Origin of the sequence: Nocardia camponoti (assembly GCF_014646135.1) — a bacterium.
Taxonomy (GTDB): domain Bacteria; phylum Actinomycetota; class Actinomycetes; order Mycobacteriales; family Mycobacteriaceae; genus Nocardia; species Nocardia camponoti.
In genome coordinates, this window is sequence record NZ_BMMW01000001.1 from 512,527 (window position 1) to 532,968 (window position 20,442).

At 64.8% G+C, this 20,442-nt stretch carries 18 protein-coding genes; 10 read left to right on the forward strand and 8 right to left on the reverse strand.

The window, feature by feature from the left end; translation table 11 throughout:
* Positions 1 to 35: 35 nt before the first annotated feature.
* A complete protein-coding gene (locus tag IEX78_RS02335) occupies positions 36 to 245 on the reverse strand; it encodes a hypothetical protein (protein WP_188827024.1) in 210 nt (69 codons plus the stop codon).
* Positions 246 to 355: 110 nt separating this feature from the next.
* A complete protein-coding gene (gene pepN, locus IEX78_RS02340; RefSeq protein WP_188827025.1) occupies positions 356 to 2,833 on the reverse strand; it encodes an aminopeptidase N in 2,478 nt (825 codons plus the stop codon).
* Between the two features lie 260 nt (positions 2,834 to 3,093).
* Here pepN and IEX78_RS02345 point away from each other — a divergent pair, with 260 nt between their 5' ends.
* From IEX78_RS02345 to IEX78_RS02365, 5 genes are all read left to right on the forward strand, one after another.
* On the forward strand, positions 3,094 to 3,492 hold the full coding sequence (locus tag IEX78_RS02345; RefSeq protein ID WP_188827026.1) for a TOBE domain-containing protein: 399 nt from the start codon (positions 3,094 to 3,096) through the stop codon (positions 3,490 to 3,492).
* 5 nt (positions 3,493 to 3,497) lie between these two features.
* Positions 3,498 to 4,274: a molybdate ABC transporter substrate-binding protein gene (modA, locus tag IEX78_RS02350; RefSeq protein WP_188827027.1), complete on the forward strand. Its 777-nt coding sequence runs from the start codon at positions 3,498 to 3,500 to the stop codon at positions 4,272 to 4,274.
* Positions 4,271 to 5,083 (forward strand): molybdate ABC transporter permease subunit, encoded by an 813-nt coding sequence (modB, locus tag IEX78_RS02355; protein ID WP_188827028.1) that lies wholly within the window; start codon positions 4,271 to 4,273, stop codon positions 5,081 to 5,083. The genes modA and modB overlap by 4 nt, the downstream gene beginning before the upstream one ends.
* Positions 5,080 to 6,345, forward strand: coding sequence for an ABC transporter ATP-binding protein (locus IEX78_RS02360; protein WP_188827029.1), 1,266 nt, complete (start codon positions 5,080 to 5,082; stop codon positions 6,343 to 6,345). The genes modB and IEX78_RS02360 overlap by 4 nt, the downstream gene beginning before the upstream one ends.
* Positions 6,346 to 6,578: 233 nt before the next feature.
* On the forward strand, positions 6,579 to 7,133 hold the full coding sequence (locus IEX78_RS02365; protein ID WP_188827030.1) for a dihydrofolate reductase family protein: 555 nt from the start codon (positions 6,579 to 6,581) through the stop codon (positions 7,131 to 7,133).
* A gap of 35 nt (positions 7,134 to 7,168) precedes the next feature.
* Here the strand turns inward: IEX78_RS02365 and IEX78_RS02370 are convergent, their stop codons facing one another.
* The 3 genes from IEX78_RS02370 to IEX78_RS02380 form a co-directional block, all read right to left on the reverse strand.
* A complete protein-coding gene (locus tag IEX78_RS02370; protein WP_188827031.1) occupies positions 7,169 to 8,518 on the reverse strand; it encodes an NtaA/DmoA family FMN-dependent monooxygenase in 1,350 nt (449 codons plus the stop codon).
* A gap of 7 nt (positions 8,519 to 8,525) precedes the next feature.
* Entirely contained in the window at positions 8,526 to 9,719 is a 1,194-nt protein-coding gene (locus tag IEX78_RS02375) for an LLM class flavin-dependent oxidoreductase (protein ID WP_188827032.1), read from the reverse strand.
* A gap of 225 nt (positions 9,720 to 9,944) precedes the next feature.
* On the reverse strand, positions 9,945 to 10,796 hold the full coding sequence (locus IEX78_RS02380) for a 3-hydroxybutyryl-CoA dehydrogenase (RefSeq protein WP_308426520.1): 852 nt from the start codon (positions 10,794 to 10,796) through the stop codon (positions 9,945 to 9,947).
* Positions 10,797 to 10,938: 142 nt separating this feature from the next.
* On the opposite strand from IEX78_RS02380, the gene IEX78_RS02385 reads away from it, so the two are divergent.
* Together IEX78_RS02385 and IEX78_RS02390 are read left to right on the forward strand one after the other, a co-directional pair.
* Positions 10,939 to 12,180 (forward strand): Nramp family divalent metal transporter, encoded by a 1,242-nt coding sequence (locus IEX78_RS02385; RefSeq protein WP_229683661.1) that lies wholly within the window; start codon positions 10,939 to 10,941, stop codon positions 12,178 to 12,180.
* 87 nt (positions 12,181 to 12,267) lie between these two features.
* Positions 12,268 to 13,734 (forward strand): sugar porter family MFS transporter, encoded by a 1,467-nt coding sequence (locus IEX78_RS02390; protein WP_188827034.1) that lies wholly within the window; start codon positions 12,268 to 12,270, stop codon positions 13,732 to 13,734.
* Between the two features lie 52 nt (positions 13,735 to 13,786).
* Here IEX78_RS02390 and IEX78_RS02395 read toward each other — a convergent pair whose 3' ends face one another.
* On the reverse strand, positions 13,787 to 14,266 hold the full coding sequence (locus IEX78_RS02395) for a hypothetical protein (protein ID WP_188827035.1): 480 nt from the start codon (positions 14,264 to 14,266) through the stop codon (positions 13,787 to 13,789).
* Between IEX78_RS02395 and IEX78_RS02400 the strand changes: the two genes are divergently transcribed.
* Entirely contained in the window at positions 14,267 to 14,536 is a 270-nt protein-coding gene (locus IEX78_RS02400) for a hypothetical protein (RefSeq protein WP_188827036.1), read from the forward strand. It abuts the gene before it with no gap.
* 82 nt (positions 14,537 to 14,618) lie between these two features.
* Here the strand turns inward: IEX78_RS02400 and ppk2 are convergent, their stop codons facing one another.
* Positions 14,619 to 15,557 (reverse strand): polyphosphate kinase 2, encoded by a 939-nt coding sequence (gene ppk2 / locus IEX78_RS02405; RefSeq protein WP_188827037.1) that lies wholly within the window; start codon positions 15,555 to 15,557, stop codon positions 14,619 to 14,621.
* A gap of 290 nt (positions 15,558 to 15,847) precedes the next feature.
* Between ppk2 and IEX78_RS02410 the strand changes: the two genes are divergently transcribed.
* Positions 15,848 to 17,008, forward strand: coding sequence for a hypothetical protein (locus IEX78_RS02410; protein WP_229683662.1), 1,161 nt, complete (start codon positions 15,848 to 15,850; stop codon positions 17,006 to 17,008).
* Between the two features lie 23 nt (positions 17,009 to 17,031).
* On the forward strand, positions 17,032 to 18,111 hold the full coding sequence (locus IEX78_RS02415) for a metallophosphoesterase (RefSeq protein WP_188827039.1): 1,080 nt from the start codon (positions 17,032 to 17,034) through the stop codon (positions 18,109 to 18,111).
* Positions 18,112 to 18,202: 91 nt separating this feature from the next.
* On the opposite strand, the gene helR is transcribed toward IEX78_RS02415, so the two are convergent.
* A complete protein-coding gene (helR, locus tag IEX78_RS02420) occupies positions 18,203 to 20,380 on the reverse strand; it encodes an RNA polymerase recycling motor ATPase HelR (protein ID WP_229683663.1) in 2,178 nt (725 codons plus the stop codon).
* Positions 20,381 to 20,442 lie beyond the last annotated feature (62 nt).

Genomic DNA, 20,442 nt, shown 5'->3' on the forward strand with positions numbered 1-20,442 from the left:
CGGGGGACAACCCCGCGTGCGTCCGTCGCCCGAACCTAACGCCGCCGCGTTCGTTTCGCGTGCTCGTGCTCGTTCACCGCGAGCACAACGCCGCCAACCAAGCACACGCCACACAGCACGCCAACAACAACGGCCACACTGACCAAGCCATAGCTGACAGCGGCCAGTGTGACGACAACGAGGATGAATCCGAGCCCGACCAACGCGAGCCCGACCCAGGCATCGTCAGGAAAATGCGGTCTCATGAACTCATTCGTGCTGGTGGGGTGCCCATTTTGCGGCGGTTCAACAGGAAATGTGACAGCTGAAAAGCGACGCGGTCATGACGACTGACCGAGGCCTGGGGTGCGGTCCGTCACTGGTATGCGGCGCGGACTCGCAGATCGCGGGCGAGGTGGTCGCGTTGTTCGACCACCAATCGGCGAAGTGCGGCAGGGGCGTCCGGGTTTGTCGCCAACCACGTGTCGACGTCAGTCAGGGATTCGCCGCGCGGGAACAAACCGACGACGATGCGGCGGGCGATTTCGATGCTGCGGGTGTCCCAGATTTCCCCGAGTGCGGCGAAATAGGCGGCGTCGTATGGGGCGGTCAGGGTGCGGGTCGGGCCCGCGCCGAAGCCGGTGATGACCGCGTCTAGGTGGTCGTTGGTCAACGACGTGTCGGTCAGCGCCGATGTCCACGCCTGCTCCTTCACCTCCGCGAGTGGACGCGCGGCCATCGCGCGCAAGTGGGCCGTGCGGCCCGACGCGGTGTCGTCGTTGGCGAGTTCGTCGGCAAGATCGGCGGTAGTCGCCACGCCCGTCGCCGCGAGCGCGGTCCACCACAGCCAACGCAGGTCAGGGTCCAGCGGCAAGCCGGTGGGAGCTGGCTGCTCGCCGCGCAAGATCGCAACCAGGTCGCTCGCGCGGCGGGTATCGACGGCGGCTGCGACGCCAGTCGCGCGGGCGAAGGCCAGTTGCGCGTCGCTCGCGGGTTCAGCGGAAAGCGTTGCTGCCCAGACGGATTCGAGCCAGCGGGTGCGTTCCTCCACCTGAGCGGATTCGGGCAGGTAGTGCTCGATCGCGTAGCTGGCGTTCGCGAGGACAGACGAAAGAATGCCTGGGTTCGATTCCGCCGGGGCGAACGCGCGCGCCATCGCCAAATAGCGGGTGGCGGCCAGTTCGCCGTCGCGCACCGCGTTCCACAGTGCCGACCAGATGAGCCCGCGGGCGAGCGGATCGACGACCTTGTCGAGCGAATCTTCCACCGTCGCAAGTGAAGTCGGGTCGAGGCGCACCTTCGCGTACGTGAGGTCGCCGTCGTTAAGCAAGCGCAGCGGGGCCGACGGGAGCGTGACCGCCGTGCGCTCGTCGGCGAGGTCGAGTTCAACGAACTCGCGGCGAACCAGGTCGCCCGCATCGTCAAAGTCGTAGAAACCAACGCCAATACGATGGGGGCGCGGATTGGTTTGCACGATCGCGTTGCCGTCGAACGAGATCGTCGACATGCCCGTGGTCTCCAACCAGGCGCGCGACCATTCCGCCAGGTCACGGCCCGATTCCGCGCTCAACACCGCGAGCAGATCGGCGAGGGTCGTGTTGCCGTACGCGTGTTCCTGGAAGTAGCGGCGCGCGCCCGCGAAGAACGCGTCGCGCCCCACGTACGCGGCCAACTGCTTGAGCACGCTCGCACCCTTGGCATAGGTGATGCCGTCGAAGTTGAGTTTCGCCGCTTCCAAATCGACGATGTCAGCGACGATCGGGTGCGTCGTCGGCAACTGATCCTGCAGGTACGCCCACGCTTTCCTGCGGTTCGCGAACGACACCCACGCATCGGTGAACTCCGTCGCTTCAGCGGCGGCGAGTGCGCCCATGTAGTCGGCGAAGGACTCCTTGAGCCACAGGTCGTCCCACCACACCATCGTCACCAGATCGCCGAACCACATGTGCGCCATCTCGTGCAGGATCGTGTTGGCGCGGCCCTCGTACTGGGCGGCCGTCGCCGCACCACGGAACAGGTAGGCCTCGGTGAAGGTGACCAGTCCCGGGTTTTCCATCGCGCCGAGGTTGTATTCGGGAACGAAAACCTGGTCGTATTTGCCCCACGGGTAGGGGAAGCCGAAGTTGTCGGCGAAGAAGTCGAGGCCGTTCTTCGTCACGCTGAACAGCGCGTCGGCGTCGAGATAAGGGGCGAGCGACGCCCGGCACAGCAGACCCAGGTCGACGCTGAGGTCGTCACGCGTCCAATGGGATTCGACTCGGTGGTACGGGCCAGCGACGATGGCGGTGATGTAGGTCGAAATCGGCAGGGTCGGGGCGAAGTCGACTGTCTCGGTGTCGCCAGTCACCGTCGCCGACAGTGCCGCGCGGTTCGACACCACCTGCCAGCCCTTCGGCGCGGTCACGCTAAAAGTGAAGGGCGCCTTCATTTCTGGCTGCTCGAAGCAGGCGAAGACGCGGCGCGCGTCGGCCGGTTCGTACTGGGTGTAGAGGTAGGTCGCGCCGTCGACGGGGTCGGTGAAGCGATGCAGGCCCTCACCGGAGCGGCTGTAGGCGGCGATCGCGTCGATGACGACGATGTTGTTTTCGGAAAGGCCCGCAAGACGGATACGCGCGCCGTCGTAGTCGACCGGGACTTCTTCGCCGTTGATGGTCACCGATCGCACGTCGATGCCGATGAAGTCGAGCCAGGTGTCGGGGGTGCTCGCGGTGAATTCGACGGTGGTCTTCGTTGCGAAACCGGGCTGGTCGAGGTTGGGGGCTTCGCTCAGGTCCAGGTCAACGCGGTAATCGGCGACGGTGATCGCGGCCGACCGCGCTGCGGTCTCGGCGCGGGTGAGGTTGGCGGAAGGCACGGTCCGATCTTGCCAGGAAGGGCGACTCGCCGACCAGCGCCCAGCGGTTAGGTCCGCCTGATGTGGCATAACGTGCACGTTCACGGCCTAACGGCTGAAATCGGCCGAGATCGCGCGAATGTGCACGGAAATGCCATTTCTCACGCCGACTCGCCCCCTTCCGGCGTGTCGCGATGGCGCAAGGTGGGCCGCAAGTGGTGCTGACAGATGCGGCGCGAGATTGTCTGTTGCTCCGCATCTGCGTCGGTTATCGTTAACTCGTGTCGTATTTGCGGATTAGCGAGGTCGCTGCCTTGATGGGTGTCAGCGACGATACCGTTCGGCGGTACATCGACCAGGGCAAACTCACCGCCGTCCAGCTCGACAACGGGCGCAAAGGGGTCGACGGGCGCGAGCTCGCCGAATTCCTGCACAGCGGAGCCGACCGACCGGAAGTGCCAGCCACCGTCGCCACGTCGGCGCGCAACCGGATGAGCGGCATCGTCACGCGCATCGTCAAGGACACGGTGATGGCGCAGGTCGAGATGCAGGCAGGGCCGTTTCGGCTGGTTTCGCTGATGAGCCGGGAATCGGTCGACGAGCTTGGGCTAGAGGTTGGCTCGCTGGCTGTCGCTTCGGTGAAATCGACACACGTCGTGGTTGATGTTCCCGAAAGTTGATGAGAATGAACAAGATTCGTGCCCTGCCGGCGACCGCGCTCGCAAGCGTCGTCGCGCTCTCGCTCGTCGCGTGCGGCACCGACAAACCGGCTGACGCGGGGCAGATTAGCGGCACCGTCACCGTCCTGGCCGCCGCTTCGCTTACCGAAACCTTCACCCAACTGGGCAAACAGTTCGAAGCCGCGCATCCGGGCGTCAAGGTCGCCTACAGCTTCGGGGCCAGTTCCGCGCTCGCCGAACAGATCAAACAGGGCGCGCCCGCCGACGTCTTCGCTTCGGCAGCACCGAAAAACATGCAGCAGGTCGTCGACGCTGGCGACGTCACCGCAACGCCATCGGTCTTCGTGCGCAATCGGCTCGAAATCGCTGTTCCCGCAGGCAATCCCGGCCACATCACCGGCCTCGCCGACTTTGGCAAGTCCGAACCGAAGATCGCGCTCTGCGCCGAGCAGGTGCCCTGCGGTGCGGCGGCGAAGACGGTGTTCGAGAAGGCCGGCGTCACGCCCAAGCCCGACACCCGCGAAGCCGACGTGAAAGCGGTGCTCACGAAGGTCACCTTGGGGGAAGTTGACGCTGCCCTGGTTTACCGTACGGATGTGAACGCGGCAGGCAAGAAGGTCGAGGGGATCGAATTCCCCGAAGCGGATAAGGCGGTCAACGAGTACCCGATCGCGCCACTTGCCAAGGCGCGCAACGCAACCGCCGCTGCCTTGTTTGTTGATTTTGTGCGCTCGGAGCAGGCTAAGCAGGTCTTCGCCAAGGCAGGATTCGATACCAAGTGACCACGCGCGCACGCCGACGGGCGGTTCGGGGACGGCAACCGCTGATCCTGGTGCTGCCCGCGGTGTGCGCGTTGATTTTTCTGGTCTTGCCGCTCGTCGGGCTGCTAGTGCGGGCACCGTGGGCGAGTCTGCCTGAGCGGCTGATGAGCCCGGGAGTTGGTGAGGCACTTCGCCTTTCGCTAGTGTGCGCGACATCAGCAACGGTCATTTGTCTCGTGCTTGGTATTCCGTTGGCGTGGTTGTTGGCGCGGTCGAAGGTGCCGGGGCTTGGGTTGTTACGCGCGCTTGTCACGGTTCCGCTCGTGTTGCCGCCCGTTGTCGGGGGCGTCGCGTTGCTGCTCGTGCTCGGTCGACGTGGACTTGTTGGGCGGTATCTCGACGCGTGGTTTGGGATTTCGCTGCCGTTCACGACGGTGGCGGTGATCATTGCCGAAGCGTTCGTCGCGATGCCGTTTTTGGTGATCGCGGTCGAGGGGGCGTTGCGCGGCACCGACATTCGGTACGACGAAGCGGCCGCGACGCTCGGCGCTTCGCGGTGGACCACCTTTCGGCGCGTGACATTGCCGTCGATTTTGCCGGGTGTCGTCGCGGGGACGGTCTTGTGTTGGGCGCGTGCGCTTGGCGAATTCGGCGCGACGATCACCTTCGCGGGCAGCTTCCCCGGGACAACGACGACGATGCCGTTGGCGGTGTATTTGGCGTTGGAAACCGACCCGGCCGACGCGATCGTGTTGAGTTTGGTGCTGCTTGCGGTGTCGGTTGGCGTGCTGGCGGCGTTGCGGGATAAATGGGTGCGGGGGCCGATGTGAGCATCGATGCGCTGCTGCGCGTTTCGCGGGGAAGATTCAACCTTGACCTCCCGCTTTCGGTTGAGCCCGGGGAAGTTGTTGCGCTGCTTGGGCCTAACGGGGCAGGGAAGTCGACGGCATTGCGCGCGCTTGCCGGGCTAACGCCGCTGACGGACGGGCATTTGCGGGTAGGGAACCGGGATGGCGTGCGGAAACCTGCGGGCAGCCGGGATGAGGCCGTCACAAACGACGCGGGTCGCACGCGCCAGTTGTCCGACGGCGAGCCGGACGTTGCCGCACCTGACCGAACGTCGAGTTGGGGTGCGGAAAACTCTGTCGTCGCGCGGAATGGTCGTGCCGGTGCCTGGGATACGTCGGTCGACAGCTCCGAAGGCGCGGCGCCTTTGCACACTGTCGACTGGGACGTGCCGCCCGGGATTTTTGTCGCGCCCGAGGATCGCTCGGTTGGGGTGGTGTTCCAGGACTATCTGCTTTTCGCCCACATGAGCGCGCTGGAGAATGTGGCGTTTGGGCCGCGCGCGCGGGGCGTGGGGCGGCGGGAGGCGCGTGCGTTGGCCGCATCGTGGCTTGAGCGGGTCGGGCTCGGGGACGAACTGTCGCGCAAACCGAGGCAGCTGTCGGGTGGGCAGGCGCAGCGTGTCGCGTTGGCGCGCGCGCTGGCGACCGACCCTGAGCTGCTGCTCCTCGATGAACCACTCGCCGCGCTGGACGCGGGCACCCGCCTGCATGTGCGGGCTGAGCTGGGTAAACACCTGCGGGAGTACGGCGGGCACACGGTGTTGGTGACCCACGACCCGCTCGATGCGATGGTGCTCGCCGACCGTCTCGTGATCCTGGAAAACGGGAAAGTAGTCCAGGAGGGCGCTCCGGCCGAGGTGGCACGGCACCCGCGCACCGATTACGTTGCCGACTTGGTTGGCTTGAATTTGTATCGCGGGGCAGCCCGCGACACCACCGTCGAATTGTCACGTGGCGGAACCCTTTTCATCGCCGAACCGGCTGCGGGCGCGGTGTATGCGACCTTCGCGCCGAACGCGGTCGGGTTGTATCTCGAACGACCCGAAGGCAGTCCGCGCAATACCTGGGAAACCACGGTGGTTGGGATGGAAACGCACGCGCACACCACGCGCGTGCGCTTGGACGGCACGCCACCGGTTTTGGCCGAGGTGACCCCAGCGACGGTGGCCGACCTGCGCTTAACGCCCGGCATGAAGGTATGGGCGACGGTGAAAGCGACGGAAATCCGGGCTTACCCGGCGTAGAGATTCAAGATCAACACGCTGCTATGGCGGCGTTTCGCGAGTGGCATTCGCCACCAGAGCGTGTTGATCTTGAAAAACACCGAACTGGTCGCGCGCCCACCAGGCGCTCAGGGATTTTTTCTCTCGACGTTTGTTTACCTGAGAGCCTGGTGGGCAACCGTCCAACTCGCGCATGAACGGGCCATTGGACGTGTCGGCGATGAAAAACGAGCCCGTGCGGCGTCTAATCCGGTATGCGCACACTTGTCTATGGGTTCAGCGTCTCGGTGGACGGGTTCATTAACGACCAGGTCGGGAGTATCGACTGGACCGAACCCGACGATGAACTCCACCAGTTTCACAACGACCGCTACCGCGAGATTGAGGTCTCGCTCCACGGGCGACGCCTCTATGAGCTGATGGCCGACTACTGGCCTACCGTGCCCGATGACGCGCCGCCCATCATGCGCGAATTCGGGGAGCTGTGGACGGCCAAGCCCAAAGTGGTGTTCTCGCGGACGCTGCCCGAAGTCGGGTGGAATAGCAGGCTCGTCCGGGACAACGCCGTCGACGAAGTGCGCAAACTGAAAGAGGAAGGGGACGGGATCATCGAGATTGGCGGCGCTGATCTCGCCGCCTCGATCCTGCCGTCTGGCCTCGTTGATGAGTTCCAACTGTTCACCGCGCCGATCATCCTCGGTGGCGGCACGCCGATGTTCCCGCCGCTCGGCGAGCGAATCCCGTTGCGGCTCATCGAGACTCGTCACTTCAAGACGGTCGTGATGACGCGCTACGCCGTCGAGCGGTGAACGGGTGTGGAGCCGACAGACTCCACACCCGTTTCTTACACCCGCACCGGAGCCGGCGCGGCGGCGAGACCCAGGTTGTCGCGCAACGTCGTCCCCGTGTACTCGGTGCGCACAACGCCGCGGTCCTGCAACAACGGAACTACCTTGTCGACGAACTCATCCAAGCCGGTCGGCACCAAATGCGAACCGAGGATGAACCCGTCGGACCCGTTGTGCTGCACGAACGTGTCGATCTGCTCGGCCACCTGGGCGGGTGTGCCGACCAGTGGGCCGCGTTCGAACTGGTCGATCACGACCTCACGCAGCGACAACTTCTTCGCCTCGCTCACCTCACGCAGGCGCTTCACCGTCGCGAACCGGTCCTGGTGAATGAACGCGCGACCCTGGATGATCGGCGGCGCTTCCGGGTCTGGCTCGATATCGGGAACCGGGCCGTCGGGGTCGTATGCCGACAGGTCGCGGTTGTAAATCTGTTCAAGCAAGATCAGCGCGGTCTGGCCAGTGACCTGCTCGTGCAGGATCGCCCGATGCTTTTCCGCCGCGTCGGCAGCGCTGTCGCCGAGCACGAAACTCGCCGACGGCAGAATCTTGATGTCGTCAGCCGAGCGGCCCGCTTTCACCGCGCGCGCCTTCACATCGCGATAGAAATCGGCCGCTTCGGGCAGTTTGCCGAACGGGGAGAAGATCGCGTCGGCGTTAGCGGCGGCGAAGTCGCGACCCTGCGGCGACACCCCCGCCTGCAGCACAACCGGCCGACCCTGCGGGCTGCGCGGGACGGTGAAGCGACCGTGAATGTCGAATTGTGCTCCGCTGATGGCGAATTCGCCCGCGTTGCCCCGGGCGAGGAACCTGCCTGACTCCTTATCAGCGACCACATCGTCGACGCCCCACGAATCCCACAGTGCGCGAACAGCATTCAACGTCTCTTCGGCGCGCACATAGCGGTCGGCTGGGTCGAGGAACCCGCCGCGACGGAAATTGCCACCGGTGAACGCGTCGAACGACGTCACCACATTCCAGGCAGCCCGACCACCCGACAGGTGATCGAGGCTCGCGAACTTGCGCGCCAGCTCGTACGGCTCGTTGAAGGTGGCGTTGATCGTGCCAGCCAACCCGAGGTGTTCGGTGACGGCGGCGAGCGACGCGAGGACGGTGAAGGTGTCGGGGCGACCGATGATGTCCTGGTCAAACACCTCGCCTGCGCGTTCACGCAGCGCGAGCCCTTCGGCGAGGAAGAAGAAGTCGAAGAACCCGCGTTCGGCGGTGCGCGCGGTGTGTTCGAAACTGCTGAAGGCGATCTGGCTGCCAGCTTCGGGATGCCACCACGCGGTGTGATGGTTGACGCCGCCAAGGTAGGCGCCGAGGATGACCTGTTTACGACTCATAGTGACCTCACACGGTGGCGTAGCGGTTGGGGACGGTTGTCGGCAGGTCAAGCAGACCGCGCAGCGACGTTTCGGGGTAGGCGGTGCGGAACAGTCCGCGATGTTGCAGGGCAGGGACGAGCGCGCCGGAAATGGCGTCGAGGTCGTCGACGGCCACGCCGGGGCGCAGGCGGAAACCGTCGATGCCCAATGCTGACCATTCGACGAACAGGTCCGCGAGCTCGTCAGCGCTGCCAGCGAAAATGGCCGCGTCGGAGGCCAATTCGGCAACGGAATTGAGGCGCGCCAACCGCTCAGCACCGGTCTCGGTGGCCGAATCGAGGAAGACGACCAGGTCGGCGTAAATCTTCAAGTCGGTGCTCGCGGCTCGCACTTCGCTCACGATCCGCGCTGGGCCTTCCGACAACGAAGGCGTGACGAACACCAAATCGGCTGCGGTTGCGGCAAATTCGTACACGCGTGGCGAATGCGCCAGCGTCGTGACCACCAACTGCCCCTGCGGCGGCCGCGGCGTAATCGACGGACCACGCACCGAGAAGAACCGGCCTTCGAAATTCACCCGATGCAGCTTCGCGCGGTCAATGAATCGGCGCGTTGCCACATCACGGATCTCGGCGTCGTCCTCCCACGAATCCCACAGGGCGCGAACAACTTCCACCGCGTCGGCACCCTCGTCGAAGAGTTCGCCCGCGTGCTCGGGGAAGACGCCGGTCGCGATCGCGGTGGCGAGTTCGTCGGCGGTGAGGTCGCCGATGGTGCGTCGACCAAAGTGGGCGGCCTCGGCCGCGCCCGGCGACACCCGCACCTGCCAGCCCGCGCGACCGCCCGAGGTGTAGTCGAGGGTGGCCAGCGCGCTGGACACGTGGAACGGCTCGGTGTGGGTGGTTGTCACCACCGGGATCAGGCCGATGTGGCGGGTGACCGGGGCGACGCGGGCCGCGATGAGGTGTGCGTCGAGGCGGGCGGCGACCCGGTCGACCACGTCGTCAGCGAGCGGGACACCGGGGAAACCGCCGGGCACGCGCAGGCTGTCGTCGATGGTGACGAAGTCAAGCAGGCCCCGTTCAGCGGTGCTGACGAGGTCGAGCCAGTACGACGCGTCGAGCAATTCGGTTGGGCGAGAAGAGGGTTCGCGCCAGGCGGCGGGGTGCCAGCCCGCGCCGTCGAGTGCGACACCCACATGCAGAGGTTTCGATGCCATGCCAGGTGCAACGCGAGCGATTCGCCTACACCGATCCCCACCTAGCGGGACCGGACTGCCGCACAGCCGCGCAGGCACGCGGAACGAGCACCTCGCCGCGCATCGACAGTGGCAGTACGCGGAAACAACAGCGGCGGGTTCGCGCCACCCTGCGCGAACCCGCCGCTGTCAACAGTTGAATTCTCGCCGATCCAGCAGAAATACGCCGAGACGAGCGTTCAAGCCTTACTTGGCGTAGTCGTAGAACCCGCGACCCGACTTGCGGCCGAGACGGCCAGCCTCAACCATGCGACGCAGCAGGGCCGGGGGAGCGTAGTGCGGCTCGGCGAACTCGGCGTAAAGCGACTCGGACGCGGCGAGTGCGATGTCGAGGCCGACCGTGTCGAGCAGGGTGAGCGGGCCCATCGGGTAGCCTGCGCCGCCCTTCATGGCCGCGTCGATGTCTTCGGCGGTGGCGTAACCCGACTCAAGCATGCGAATCGCCGAGGTGAGGTACGGGATGAGCAGCGCGTTGACGATGAAGCCCGACCGGTCGCCCGCCTGGACGGTGGTCTTGCCGAGGGTGTTCTTGGCGTAGTCGGTGACGGCGGCGACGGCGTCGGGGTCGCTGACCAGCGTCGAGATGATCTCGACGAGCGGCATCACCGGGACGGGGTTGAAGAAGTGGACACCGACGACGCGCTCGGGGCGCGAGGTTGCCCCGGCGACCTTGATGACCGGGATCGACGACGTGTTGGTCGCGAGGATGCCCTCGGGCTTCACGATCTTGTCGAGCTTGCCGAAGATCTCATACTTGAGCGCTTCGATCTCGGGCGCGGCCTCGATGACGAGGTCGCGGTCGGCGAACTCGTTGATGTCGAGGGTCACGCGCACGCGGGCGATGGCCGCTTCGGCGTCTTCAGCGCTGATCTTGCCCTTGGCGACGCCACGGTTGATCGATGCGGTGATGCGCGCGGTCGCGGCGTCGGCGAACTCCTGCTTGGTCTCCAACACCAGCACCGAGCTGCCAGCCTTGGCGCACACCTCGGCGATACCGGCACCCATGGTGCCGCCACCGATAATCCCGATCAACTCCACTGCCATCACTCCCAACATCGCACTGCTTTACGTATAACGAATCTATTTCACTACGTGCGGCGCGGGCGCGGACAGGCGGGTCCGCTGTCCGATTCACCCAGTCGACCGACATAAAAGTTCGGGTACCCGTAAACTTCTGTTGGTGAGTACGGAAATCTTGGGGACGCTGCGGGGGCGCGCGCAGCGAGCAAGGGCTGTCGCGGTCCTGCTCGGTCCCGCCTTCGTTGCGGCCATCGCCTATGTCGACCCCGGCAATGTCGCGTCCAATATCAGCGCGGGTGCCCAGTTTGGGTATCTGCTCGTGTGGGTCATCGTGCTCGCCAACATCATGGCCGGGCTCGTGCAGTTCTTGTCGGCGAAGCTGGGGCTTGTCACCGGGATGTCGCTGCCCGAAGCGGTGCGGTCGCGTGCGAGTAAGCCAGTGCGCCTTGCCTATTGGGCCCAGGCGGAGCTGGTCGCGATGGCAACCGACCTCGCCGAGGTGATGGGCGGCGCGATCGCGCTGTATCTGCTTTTCGACCTGCCGCTCGTGGTAGGCGGCCTGATCACCGGTGTGGTGTCGATGGTGCTGTTGCTCGTTCAAGACCGGTTCGGGCAACGCCCGTTCGAGCGGGTGATCACGACGATGCTCGCGGTGATCGCGGTCGGGTTCGTCGCCGGTGTTGTGCTGTCGCCGCCGTCGGTCGACGGGGTAATCGGCGGGCTCGTTCCCCGCTTCGACGGCGCCGAAAGCGTTTTGCTCGCGGCCGCGATGATCGGCGCGACGGTGATGCCGCACGCGGTCTACCTGCACTCCGGCCTGGCACGCGACCGGCATGGCAGTCCCGAAGCCGGTCCCAAACGGGTGCGGCTGCTGCATGCGACCAAGATCGACGTCGGGCTCGCGATGGTAATCGCGGGCACGGTGAACATGTCGATGCTGCTCATGGCGGCGAGCACCTTGCGTGACAAGGAAATCGAATCGCTCACCGACGCCCACTCGGCCGTACGTGACGCGCTCGGGCCCGCTGCCGCGCTGCTCCTTGCCATCGGCCTGCTCGCCTCGGGGCTGGCGTCCACGTCGGTCGGCGCGTACGCGGGGTCGATGATCATGCAGGGGCTGTTGAACCGCAAGATCCCGGTGCTTATCCGTCGCCTAGTGACGCTCATTCCCGCGCTCGTGATCCTCATGATCGGCATCGACCCCACTCGCGCGTTGATCCTGTCGCAGGTGGTGTTGTCGTTCGGCATCCCGCTCGCGCTGATCCCGCTCGTGCGCCTCACCAGCGATCGCACGCTCATGGGCGACGACCGCAACCACCCGATTACCACCGCGCTCGCATGGGCCGTCGCGGGCATAATCTCGCTGCTCAACGTGGTGTTGATCTATCTGACCGTGACCTAACCGGCTCCGTCGATGGTGTTTAATTGTGGTTCGGATCACTTTCGCACCATCGGGCATTGATGCCCCGCGCGGAGAGGTTGCATGCCGATGAATGACGGAGGCTCGCTCACCGATTCCTCGGCCGCAGCGCCGGACCCAGGGCCCGCACACGGCAACAAAGTGGTCCGCATCGCCAGTGTCGCCGCCCTCGGCGGGCTGTTGTTTGGTTACGACAGCGCCGTGATTAACGGCGCTGTCGGGGCGATTCAAACAGAATTCGAGGTCGACGACGCCGTTCTCGGCTTCGCCGTCGCGTCCGCGCTCCTCGGCGCCGCCGCGGGCGCGATGACGGCGGGTCGCATCGCCGACCGCATCGGCCGGTTGAAGGTCATGAAGATCGCGGCCGTGCTGTTTCTCATCAGTGCCATCGGGACCGGCTTCGCGCCCGATGTGTGGACGTTGGTGATTGGGCGCATCATCGGCGGTCTCGGTGTTGGTATCGCGTCGGTGATCGCGCCCGCCTACATCGCCGAAACGTCGCCCGCGCAAATTCGTGGTCGACTCGGTTCGCTGCAACAGATGGCGATCGTGCTCGGTATTTTCTTGTCGCTGCTTGTCGACTACGTGCTCGCCCACCTCGCCGGTGGCGCGGGTGAGGTGCTGTGGTTCGGGCTTGAAGCGTGGCGGTTCATGTTCTTCTCGATGATGGTTCCCGCCATCGTCTACGGCATCCTGGCATCGACCATCCCGGAATCGCCGCGGTATCTCGTTGCGACACAACACATTCCGGAAGCACGCAAGGTCCTCACCATGCTTTTCGGGGAGAAGAATGTCGACCTGACGATCGGGCGCATTCAACACAGCCTCGAAGGCGACACCAAACCGTCGTGGAAAGACCTCGTCAAACCCGACGGTGGGCTGTACCCGATCGTGTGGGTTGGTTTGATGCTGTCGGTGTTCCAGCAGCTCGTCGGTATCAACGTGATCTTCTACTACTCGAACGTGCTGTGGGAGGCCGTCGGGTTTGGCGAGTCGTCGTCGTTCCAGATCTCGGTGTTCACTTCGGTGGTCAACATCGTCACGACGATCGTCGCGATCTTGCTTGTCGACCGCATCGGCCGACGCCCGTTGCTGCTTGTCGGGTCGATCGGGATGACGATCACCCTGGCGACAATGGCGGTGTGCTTCGGCACCGCCGACCAAATCGCCAACGCCGACGGCGAATTGGAACCGCACCTCACCGGGGCGATGGGGCCGATCGCGCTGGTCGCGGCCAACCTGTTCGTCGTGTTCTTCGGGATGAGCTGGGGGCCGGTGGTGTGGGTGCTGCTCGGTGAGATGTTCCCCAACCGCATTCGTGGGGCCGCGCTGTCGCTGGCGGCGGCCGGTCAGTGGGCGGCGAACTGGGCGATCACCGTCAGCTTCCCCAGCCTCAAGAGCTTCTCGCTTGGCTTCGCCTACGGCATGTACGCGGTGTTCGCGTTGCTGTCGCTGCTGTTCGTCGCCCGGTTCGTGCCGGAGACGAAGGGGATGTCGCTGGAGGACATGGAAGGCGCGACCGGGCCCAAACACTAGTAAATCCCGGTTCTGGCAACTATCGACGGTGATAGTTGCCGGAACCGGGATATTAGGCGGGCGGAAGTGATTCGGCGATCAGCTGAGCGTGGATCTGATCGGTCAGCAGCTGCGCGAGCGGGTCGAGTGGGGTCACCGGCAGCGGCAGTCCATCGTCGATGCGGACCTGCACCAGCGACAGCGCGCGCACGATGAAATCAAGCGAACGAATCGGACCCCAGATCATCACCGTAATGCGTTCGGCCTCTTGCGAACTGCGCACCGCACCGCCGCGCCACCGCTCAGGATCGGGACTGCCCGGCGAATTGCGAATGAAGACACGATGATCGGTTCGGCGTGCGCTGAGCATCTCAGCGGTCACTTCCGGATACAGGTGCAGGCGCAGAATGTCGCGGCGCGCGAGCACGCGCGCGAGTTCGGTCAGCGAGGCTTTGCGGTTGGCGTCGATGCGGCAGTGCGGATGAAACTCGTGCCAATTCTCCAACATCGACGGCAAAGTGATATCGACGAGCCGTTCCATGAGCGTTGTCAAATGCAGCGACTCTATGGCTATTCGCATTTTCCGTTGGTCGTCGGTGAGTTTCTCATCCAGGACAGCCCACTCAGTTCGAATGCGTTCGACTTCGCTCCACACGTGGGGATCGATAACCCGCTGCTGTTCGCGCATGTCGCCCTCTCGCTGTCCGATCCAATACCCGCTGCCTGGCAATGCCGAAGAACATACTGGCTGGTTCTCAGAGTGGGACGACGGCGCGCGCGCCGATTATCCATCCGCAATAATCGCGGCTATGTCACGATTTAGTAATGGGTGATAATCGGCGCTAACTAACGCCGGTCATGGCCGTATTGATCGACTCCGAGCAAATGTGTGGCAACGCGCGTGGTTAGGAGCCAGCGACGTCGCGCGCACGGCCTACCAGCAGCGGGTCGGCCATTCCCACGATCTCGGGATCTTTGTTCTCGTAGTCGAATCGGTTGAGCACGTGGCGCATCGCGTTGATGCGCGCGCGTTTCTTGTCGTTGCTTTTCACGACCGTCCACGGTGCGTGCTCGGTATCGGTGTGGGCGAAGTTCTCTTCTTTCGCCGCCGTGTATTGGTCCCACTTGTCCAGCGAAGCGAGGTCCATCGGCGACAGTTTCCACTGCCGCACCGGATCAACCTGGCGAATAGCGAAACGGGTGCGCTGTTCGAGTGGGGAGACCGAGAACCAGAACTTCACTAGGTCGATGCCGTCGTCGACGAGCATCTGCTCGAAAAGTGGTGCCTGCGAAAGGAATCGCTCATGTTCTTCGGGCGAACAGAAACCCATCACCCGTTCCACGCCCGCACGGTTGTACCAACTGCGGTCAAAGAGCACGATCTCGCCCTTGGCAGGCAGATGCTCGACGTAGCGTTGGAAATACCACTGCGTTTCTTCGCGCGCTGACGGCTTTTCGAGCGCGACCACTTGGGCGCCACGGGGATTGAGGTGTTCCATGAATCGTTTGATCGTGCCGCCCTTGCCCGCCGCGTCGCGGCCTTCGAACACAATAACGACGCGTCGGCCGGTGGCTTTGACCCAGTTTTGCAGCTTGAGCAGCTCAATTTGGAGCAAGCGCTTATTGATTTCGTATTCGGGGCGGCCGAGGCGTTCGTCGTAGGGGTAGCCCTCGCGCCAGGTGTCGACGACGAGGCCGTCGGGGTGGGTGAGCAGGATCGGGTCGTCGTCGTCGCTGTCGTCGACGGTGAACGCCGTTGTGTCGCTGAGGTCGACGGCGTTCGCGAGATCGGCGATCTCGCTCAGATCGCGACGGAGTTGCGTCGGGGCCTGTGCTTGGGTCATATCGGCGACGGTAAGAGGACCTGGTGTCGCGGTGGTAAACGGTTGATGGACCATCGGGCCTCCCGCGCCGGTGCCGTGCTGACTGGTTTATCCAGAGTAGGTGGCGTTGATCTCAACCCGGCGACATGGACATTCGTCCAAGTTGGTCAAATGTTCATGTTTTACATCCTTCGTCACGGTGTAACTGTCAGTATGTTGCGACTGCAAGCACTTAGCGCCACCCCGTTCGGAGAACACCGCATATGCGTAAGCCACGCCCGCTGGCCCCCGCCCTCGGCTCAGTCGCCGTCATGACAGCCCTCTGCGCAGGGCTGCTCGCCCCCGCGACCGCGCATGCCACCGAAACCGACCTCCTCGGCGCGACACCCGTCGCCACCGCCGGCCTGTGCGACCAGGGCGCGCCGACCTTCGACGACATCGTCACCGCGTCCGCGTCGGTGCTCCGCGCGGCCATCCCCGCCGCCGGATGGGCCGACTTCGACGCGCGCGTCGCCGCTTTCCGCGCCCAGGTCGCCGCGGTGCGCGTGCATCGCGACGGGCTGCCGCAGCATCCCGCCGACGTGACCGCGCGGACCGCCGAACTCGACGACCCGATCGTCACCTACCTCGTCAACGGCCTCGACGCCGTCCATACTGGGCGCATCAACGAGACGATGTCGGTGTCGCAACTGACCGTCAACGACGTGATCGAGGTGTTCATCCTCGCGACCGGCATCGTGAAAATCCCGGCCAAGCTCGCCGCTGGCATGGTTCCGACCGTTGGGCTGTTCCTCAAGCCGCTCGTCGGTGCCGCCTTCACCGGCGTGAAGGCGCTGGCGCGCGGGGTGCAGAATTCGATTGAAGCAGGGTGTGTCGCGCCGAACGTGTATCCGCCGCTGGTGCTTGAGCCCAGTCCGACGGAACCGGTCGCGGTGCCGCAACCCATCGTTGACCTGGCGCGCCAGGTGATTCGCGCGGACGGGACGTGCGTGCCGATCGCCGAACTGACTCTCGCGGCCGTCGTTGAGCGAACCCGGGCGTTCCTTGCGTCGGGTGGCGCCGCTGTTGATGTGGCCGCGATGAATCAAACCGCAGACGCACTGCAAGGGTTCCTTGCGAGCAACCGTGTGGCGCATGTGTTGTTGATGCGACGCTCCGATGATCTTGGCCCGCTGGTGGAAGCGCTCGATTTGGGGCCGCTGACGTTCCTCGCGAACTTCGGTGCCGACGTTGCCGAAGGCAAAGCACTCGACACTGTTCCGCTCGCCGAAGTCAAGGTGGAGAACGCGTTTGACCTCGCGACGCTGTCGCTCGACATCGCCAGCCTGCTGATTTCGGCGGGCACCTCGTTGTCGGGGGCGGCGGAATCGGTCACCACCCCGATTTCGATCGCGCAGAAATTGCTGTTCGCACCGACCGACTACGGTGCTCCGATTGTGCGTGGTGTGATGCAGTCGATGTGCGCGGTCTGATGAGCGACTTAGGAAAGGGAATTATGCGCGACGTTTCTCCCGGGATTGATCGACGGGCGATGCTGGGCGGAATGGCCGCTGGGCTCGGGCTGGCCGGTGGGCTTCTCGGCTTGAGCCCGGCTGCCGCCGTGCCCGCCGAGGTCACGAAATATGGTGTGCCGCAACGTGGTTCGTCGGTGCGCGCGCTGTTGACCGGCGACGCGGGCACCGGCACGCGCACGCAGTGGACCGTCGCCGACGCCGCGCGGTCGGTGCACGCGCGCACCCCCTTCGATCTGGCGATTGGGTTGGGCGACAACATCTATGAGACGGGCCCGAACGGTCCCGATGACACCCAATTCGCTGACAAATTCGAAAACCCCAACGCGGGACTCGATTTCCCGTGGGCGATGGTGTTGGGCAACCACGACACGTCGTCGATCTTCCCTGGCGACGGCGGCTGGTTGGCGCGCGGCAACGACGAGGTCGCTTATCACGCGAAGTCGGCGCGGTGGTGGATGCCGAGTCGCTACTACTCGGTGCGGGTGCCCGAGGTGGCGCCGATTGTCGAGTTCTTCATCCTCGATGTGAACCCGCTCGCCGCCTACATTCCGCCGCTGCTCGACCCGTACTGGGCGGTGAACGGCACGTTTATGAACGAGCAGCGGGCGTGGCTTGACCAGGCGTTAGCGTCGTCGACGGCGCAGTGGAAGATCGCTTGCACGCATCAGCCGTATTTGAGCAACGGCCCACACGGCAACGCGGGCAACTACGAAGGTCTGCCGATCGAGCCACTCAACGGTGTGCACGCGAAGCGTTTCTTCGAAGACCATGTCCTTGGCAAGGTTTCGCTGCTGCTGTCGGGTCACGACCACACGTTGCAGGTGCTTGAGCCGACGGTCGCGTGCAAGGGGACGCGTCAGATTGTGTCGGGCGCCGCGGCGAAGACATCGAGCGGTATGCCGCGCGTCGGTGCGGGGACGAACCCCGAAATGTATTACACCCAAAGCGAATTGGGCTTCATGGTGCTGGACGCGACAACGTCGTCGCTTGGGCTGAAAGTGATGACGGTCGACCCGGCGACCGGGCACGCGGCTACGGCGTTTGAACGCCGCTTGGCATAACCGTGCACGTTCGGGCCCTACCACCCGGATTTGGGGCGTAGGGCCGCGAACGTGCACGAATATGCCACTTGTGACGCAACCACGTGGTTGCTCAGGCGGCAGGTACCTCGGCTAGTCCCGCCAACATCGGGGGCAGCGGGGCGGTGTGGAGTACGCCCAAGCGTTGGGTTGCTCGGGTTAGGGCCACGTAAAGGTCTGCTGCGCCTCGGGTGGTGTCGGTGAGAAGGTGGTCCGGGTCGATGATGAGGACCGAGTCGTATTCCAAACCCTTCGTCGCGGCGGCAGGGGTCGTACCTTCGATGTCGGGCGGGCCGATGATGATGCTGGTGCCAGGCAGTGCCGCCTCGGTTTCAGTGAATTGCTTTATCGCTGTTGCCATTTCGATTCGGTCGGTGACCTGACGCGACCACGGTTGGACGCCGCATTCGCGGACTGATTCGGCTGGTTTCAGGTCGGGGGCGAATTCGGCGAGCACGTCGGCGGCCACCGCCATGATTTCGGCCGGGGTGCGGTAGTTCACGGTGAGCTGACGGTAAGCCCAGCGGCCCGGCACGTAGTCGTCGAGCATCGCACCCCAGCTCGTCGCTCCCGCCGCTGACCTGCGCTGGGCGAGGTCGCCGACGATGGTGAACGACTTCGCTGGGCAGCGGCGCATCAGGACGCGCCAGTCCATCGCCGACAATTCCTGCGCCTCGTCGACCACGATGTGGCGGTAGGTCCAATCCCGGTCTGCCGCAGCACGTTCCGCCAATACCCGGGTGTCGCGTTCGACGAACCGGTCGGCCAGGTCGGTGCCGAACAGCATGTCTTGGGCGAAGAGGTGGTCCTCGTCGTCCATGTGATCCTCACGCTGGACGAGGGTGTCTAACACCGCCGCGGCGTAGGCGGCTTCCTGCTTGGCTTCGGCTTTCGCCGCGGAGTCGTCAACCGGGATCGGGCCGAGCAGTTCGATCAGTTCGTCGAGCAGCGCAACATCGGAAACGGTCCACGCAGAGCCGTTTTCGCGGTGCAGGATCGGATCGGCACCTGCCGATGCCAACCGGGCAGGCGACGAAAGTAGCTCAGCGAGAACGTCTTCCGGCTCGAGCAGCGGCCACAGGTCGTCGATGAGCGCGCGGAAGTCCGCGTGCTCGGCCAACTCGCTGAGCAGGTCAGCGCGCATGTGCTCCCATGCTTCGCGGTCATCGCGCGTCAGCCAGCCCTTGCCGATTTTGCCGATCGCGCGTTCGGTGAGTGCCCACGTGAGCACGTCGAGGAACACCGAGCGCGCCTGATTGTGCGGGCGATCCGATCCCCGCGCTTCGTCGCGCGCCCACTCGACCGTCGGGGCATCAACCCGCAGCGCGACGTCGGCCAACTCGATCACCACCGGCTCGGCAGGCAACCGCTGACGGTCGGCAACGGCGGCAGCGAGCACGTCGACCATCGTCAACGAGCCCTTCAACGCAACCACCTCCGGCGCGTCCTCGGCGGTCGCGACCAACCCCGGCAACAACCCGCCGGTCGTGGTGAACACCACGTTCGTCTCGCCCAGCGACGGCAAGACGTGCGCGATGTGGTCGAGAAACGCCGGGTTCGGCCCAACAACGAGCACGCCCTGGCGTTGCATCCGCTCCCGCTGCGTGTAGAGCAGGTAGGCGACCCGATGCAGCGCGACGACCGTCTTGCCCGTACCCGGGCCACCCTCGATGACAACAACGCCCGCGTTGTCGAGGCGAATGATCTCGTCCTGCTCCGCCTGAATCGTGGCGACGATGTCGCGCATGTGCTCGCCACGCGGCGCCGAAACAGCAGCGAGCAGCGCCGCGTCACCGCCCGCGCTCGCATCCGGTTTGCCCAGCGCTTCGTCGGTGAAATCGACCACCTCGCGCCCGCGCGTGTGAAACTGGCGACGCCGACTCATCCCTTCCGGGCTCGCCGCCGTCGCGACATAAAACGCGCGCGCGGCGGGCGCACGCCAATCCAGTAGCAGCGGTTCGAACTCGTCCGCCTCGTCGAAAAGCCCGATGCGACCGATGTAGCTGCGCGTGCCGTCGACGCCGTCGATGCGGCCGAAGCACAGACCGTTGTCGGCCACATTCAACCGACTGACCTCACGCCCCAACGCCCGAACCTGCGCGTCGCGTTCCATCGGCGAAATACCCTGCTCACGCAACGTCTCGGCATACAACTCGCCGACCCGCGCCCGCTCGGTATCTAACCGCGCATAAAGCTCACCAACATAGGCGCGCTCAGCAACCACTTCATCGGCATACGTGTTTTCTCGCACCGCACCCTCCCAATCACCGGCAATCAACCAAGAGCAGTGATTGTGCGGCATGACCGGGGCCT

What these genes read in the sequence shown, in the direction of transcription:
- IEX78_RS02400 (WP_188827036.1), top strand. Translation starts at nt 14,267, where the DNA reads ATGCAGCGACTCTATGGCTATTCGCATTTTCCGTTGGTCGTCGGTGAG.
- IEX78_RS02375 (WP_188827032.1), bottom strand. Translation starts at nt 9,719, where the DNA reads ATGGCATCGAAACCTCTGCATGTGGGTGTCGCACTCGACGGCGCGGGC.
- IEX78_RS02335 (WP_188827024.1), bottom strand. Translation starts at nt 245, where the DNA reads ATGAGACCGCATTTTCCTGACGATGCCTGGGTCGGGCTCGCGTTGGTC.
- IEX78_RS02410 (WP_229683662.1), top strand. Translation starts at nt 15,848, where the DNA reads ATGACAGCCCTCTGCGCAGGGCTGCTCGCCCCCGCGACCGCGCATGCC.
- ppk2 (WP_188827037.1), bottom strand. Translation starts at nt 15,557, where the DNA reads ATGACCCAAGCACAGGCCCCGACGCAACTCCGTCGCGATCTGAGCGAG.
- modA (WP_188827027.1), top strand. Translation starts at nt 3,498, where the DNA reads ATGAACAAGATTCGTGCCCTGCCGGCGACCGCGCTCGCAAGCGTCGTC.
- IEX78_RS02390 (WP_188827034.1), top strand. Translation starts at nt 12,268, where the DNA reads ATGAATGACGGAGGCTCGCTCACCGATTCCTCGGCCGCAGCGCCGGAC.
- IEX78_RS02370 (WP_188827031.1), bottom strand. Translation starts at nt 8,518, where the DNA reads ATGAGTCGTAAACAGGTCATCCTCGGCGCCTACCTTGGCGGCGTCAAC.
- IEX78_RS02415 (WP_188827039.1), top strand. Translation starts at nt 17,032, where the DNA reads ATGCGCGACGTTTCTCCCGGGATTGATCGACGGGCGATGCTGGGCGGA.
- IEX78_RS02365 (WP_188827030.1), top strand. Translation starts at nt 6,579, where the DNA reads ATGCGCACACTTGTCTATGGGTTCAGCGTCTCGGTGGACGGGTTCATT.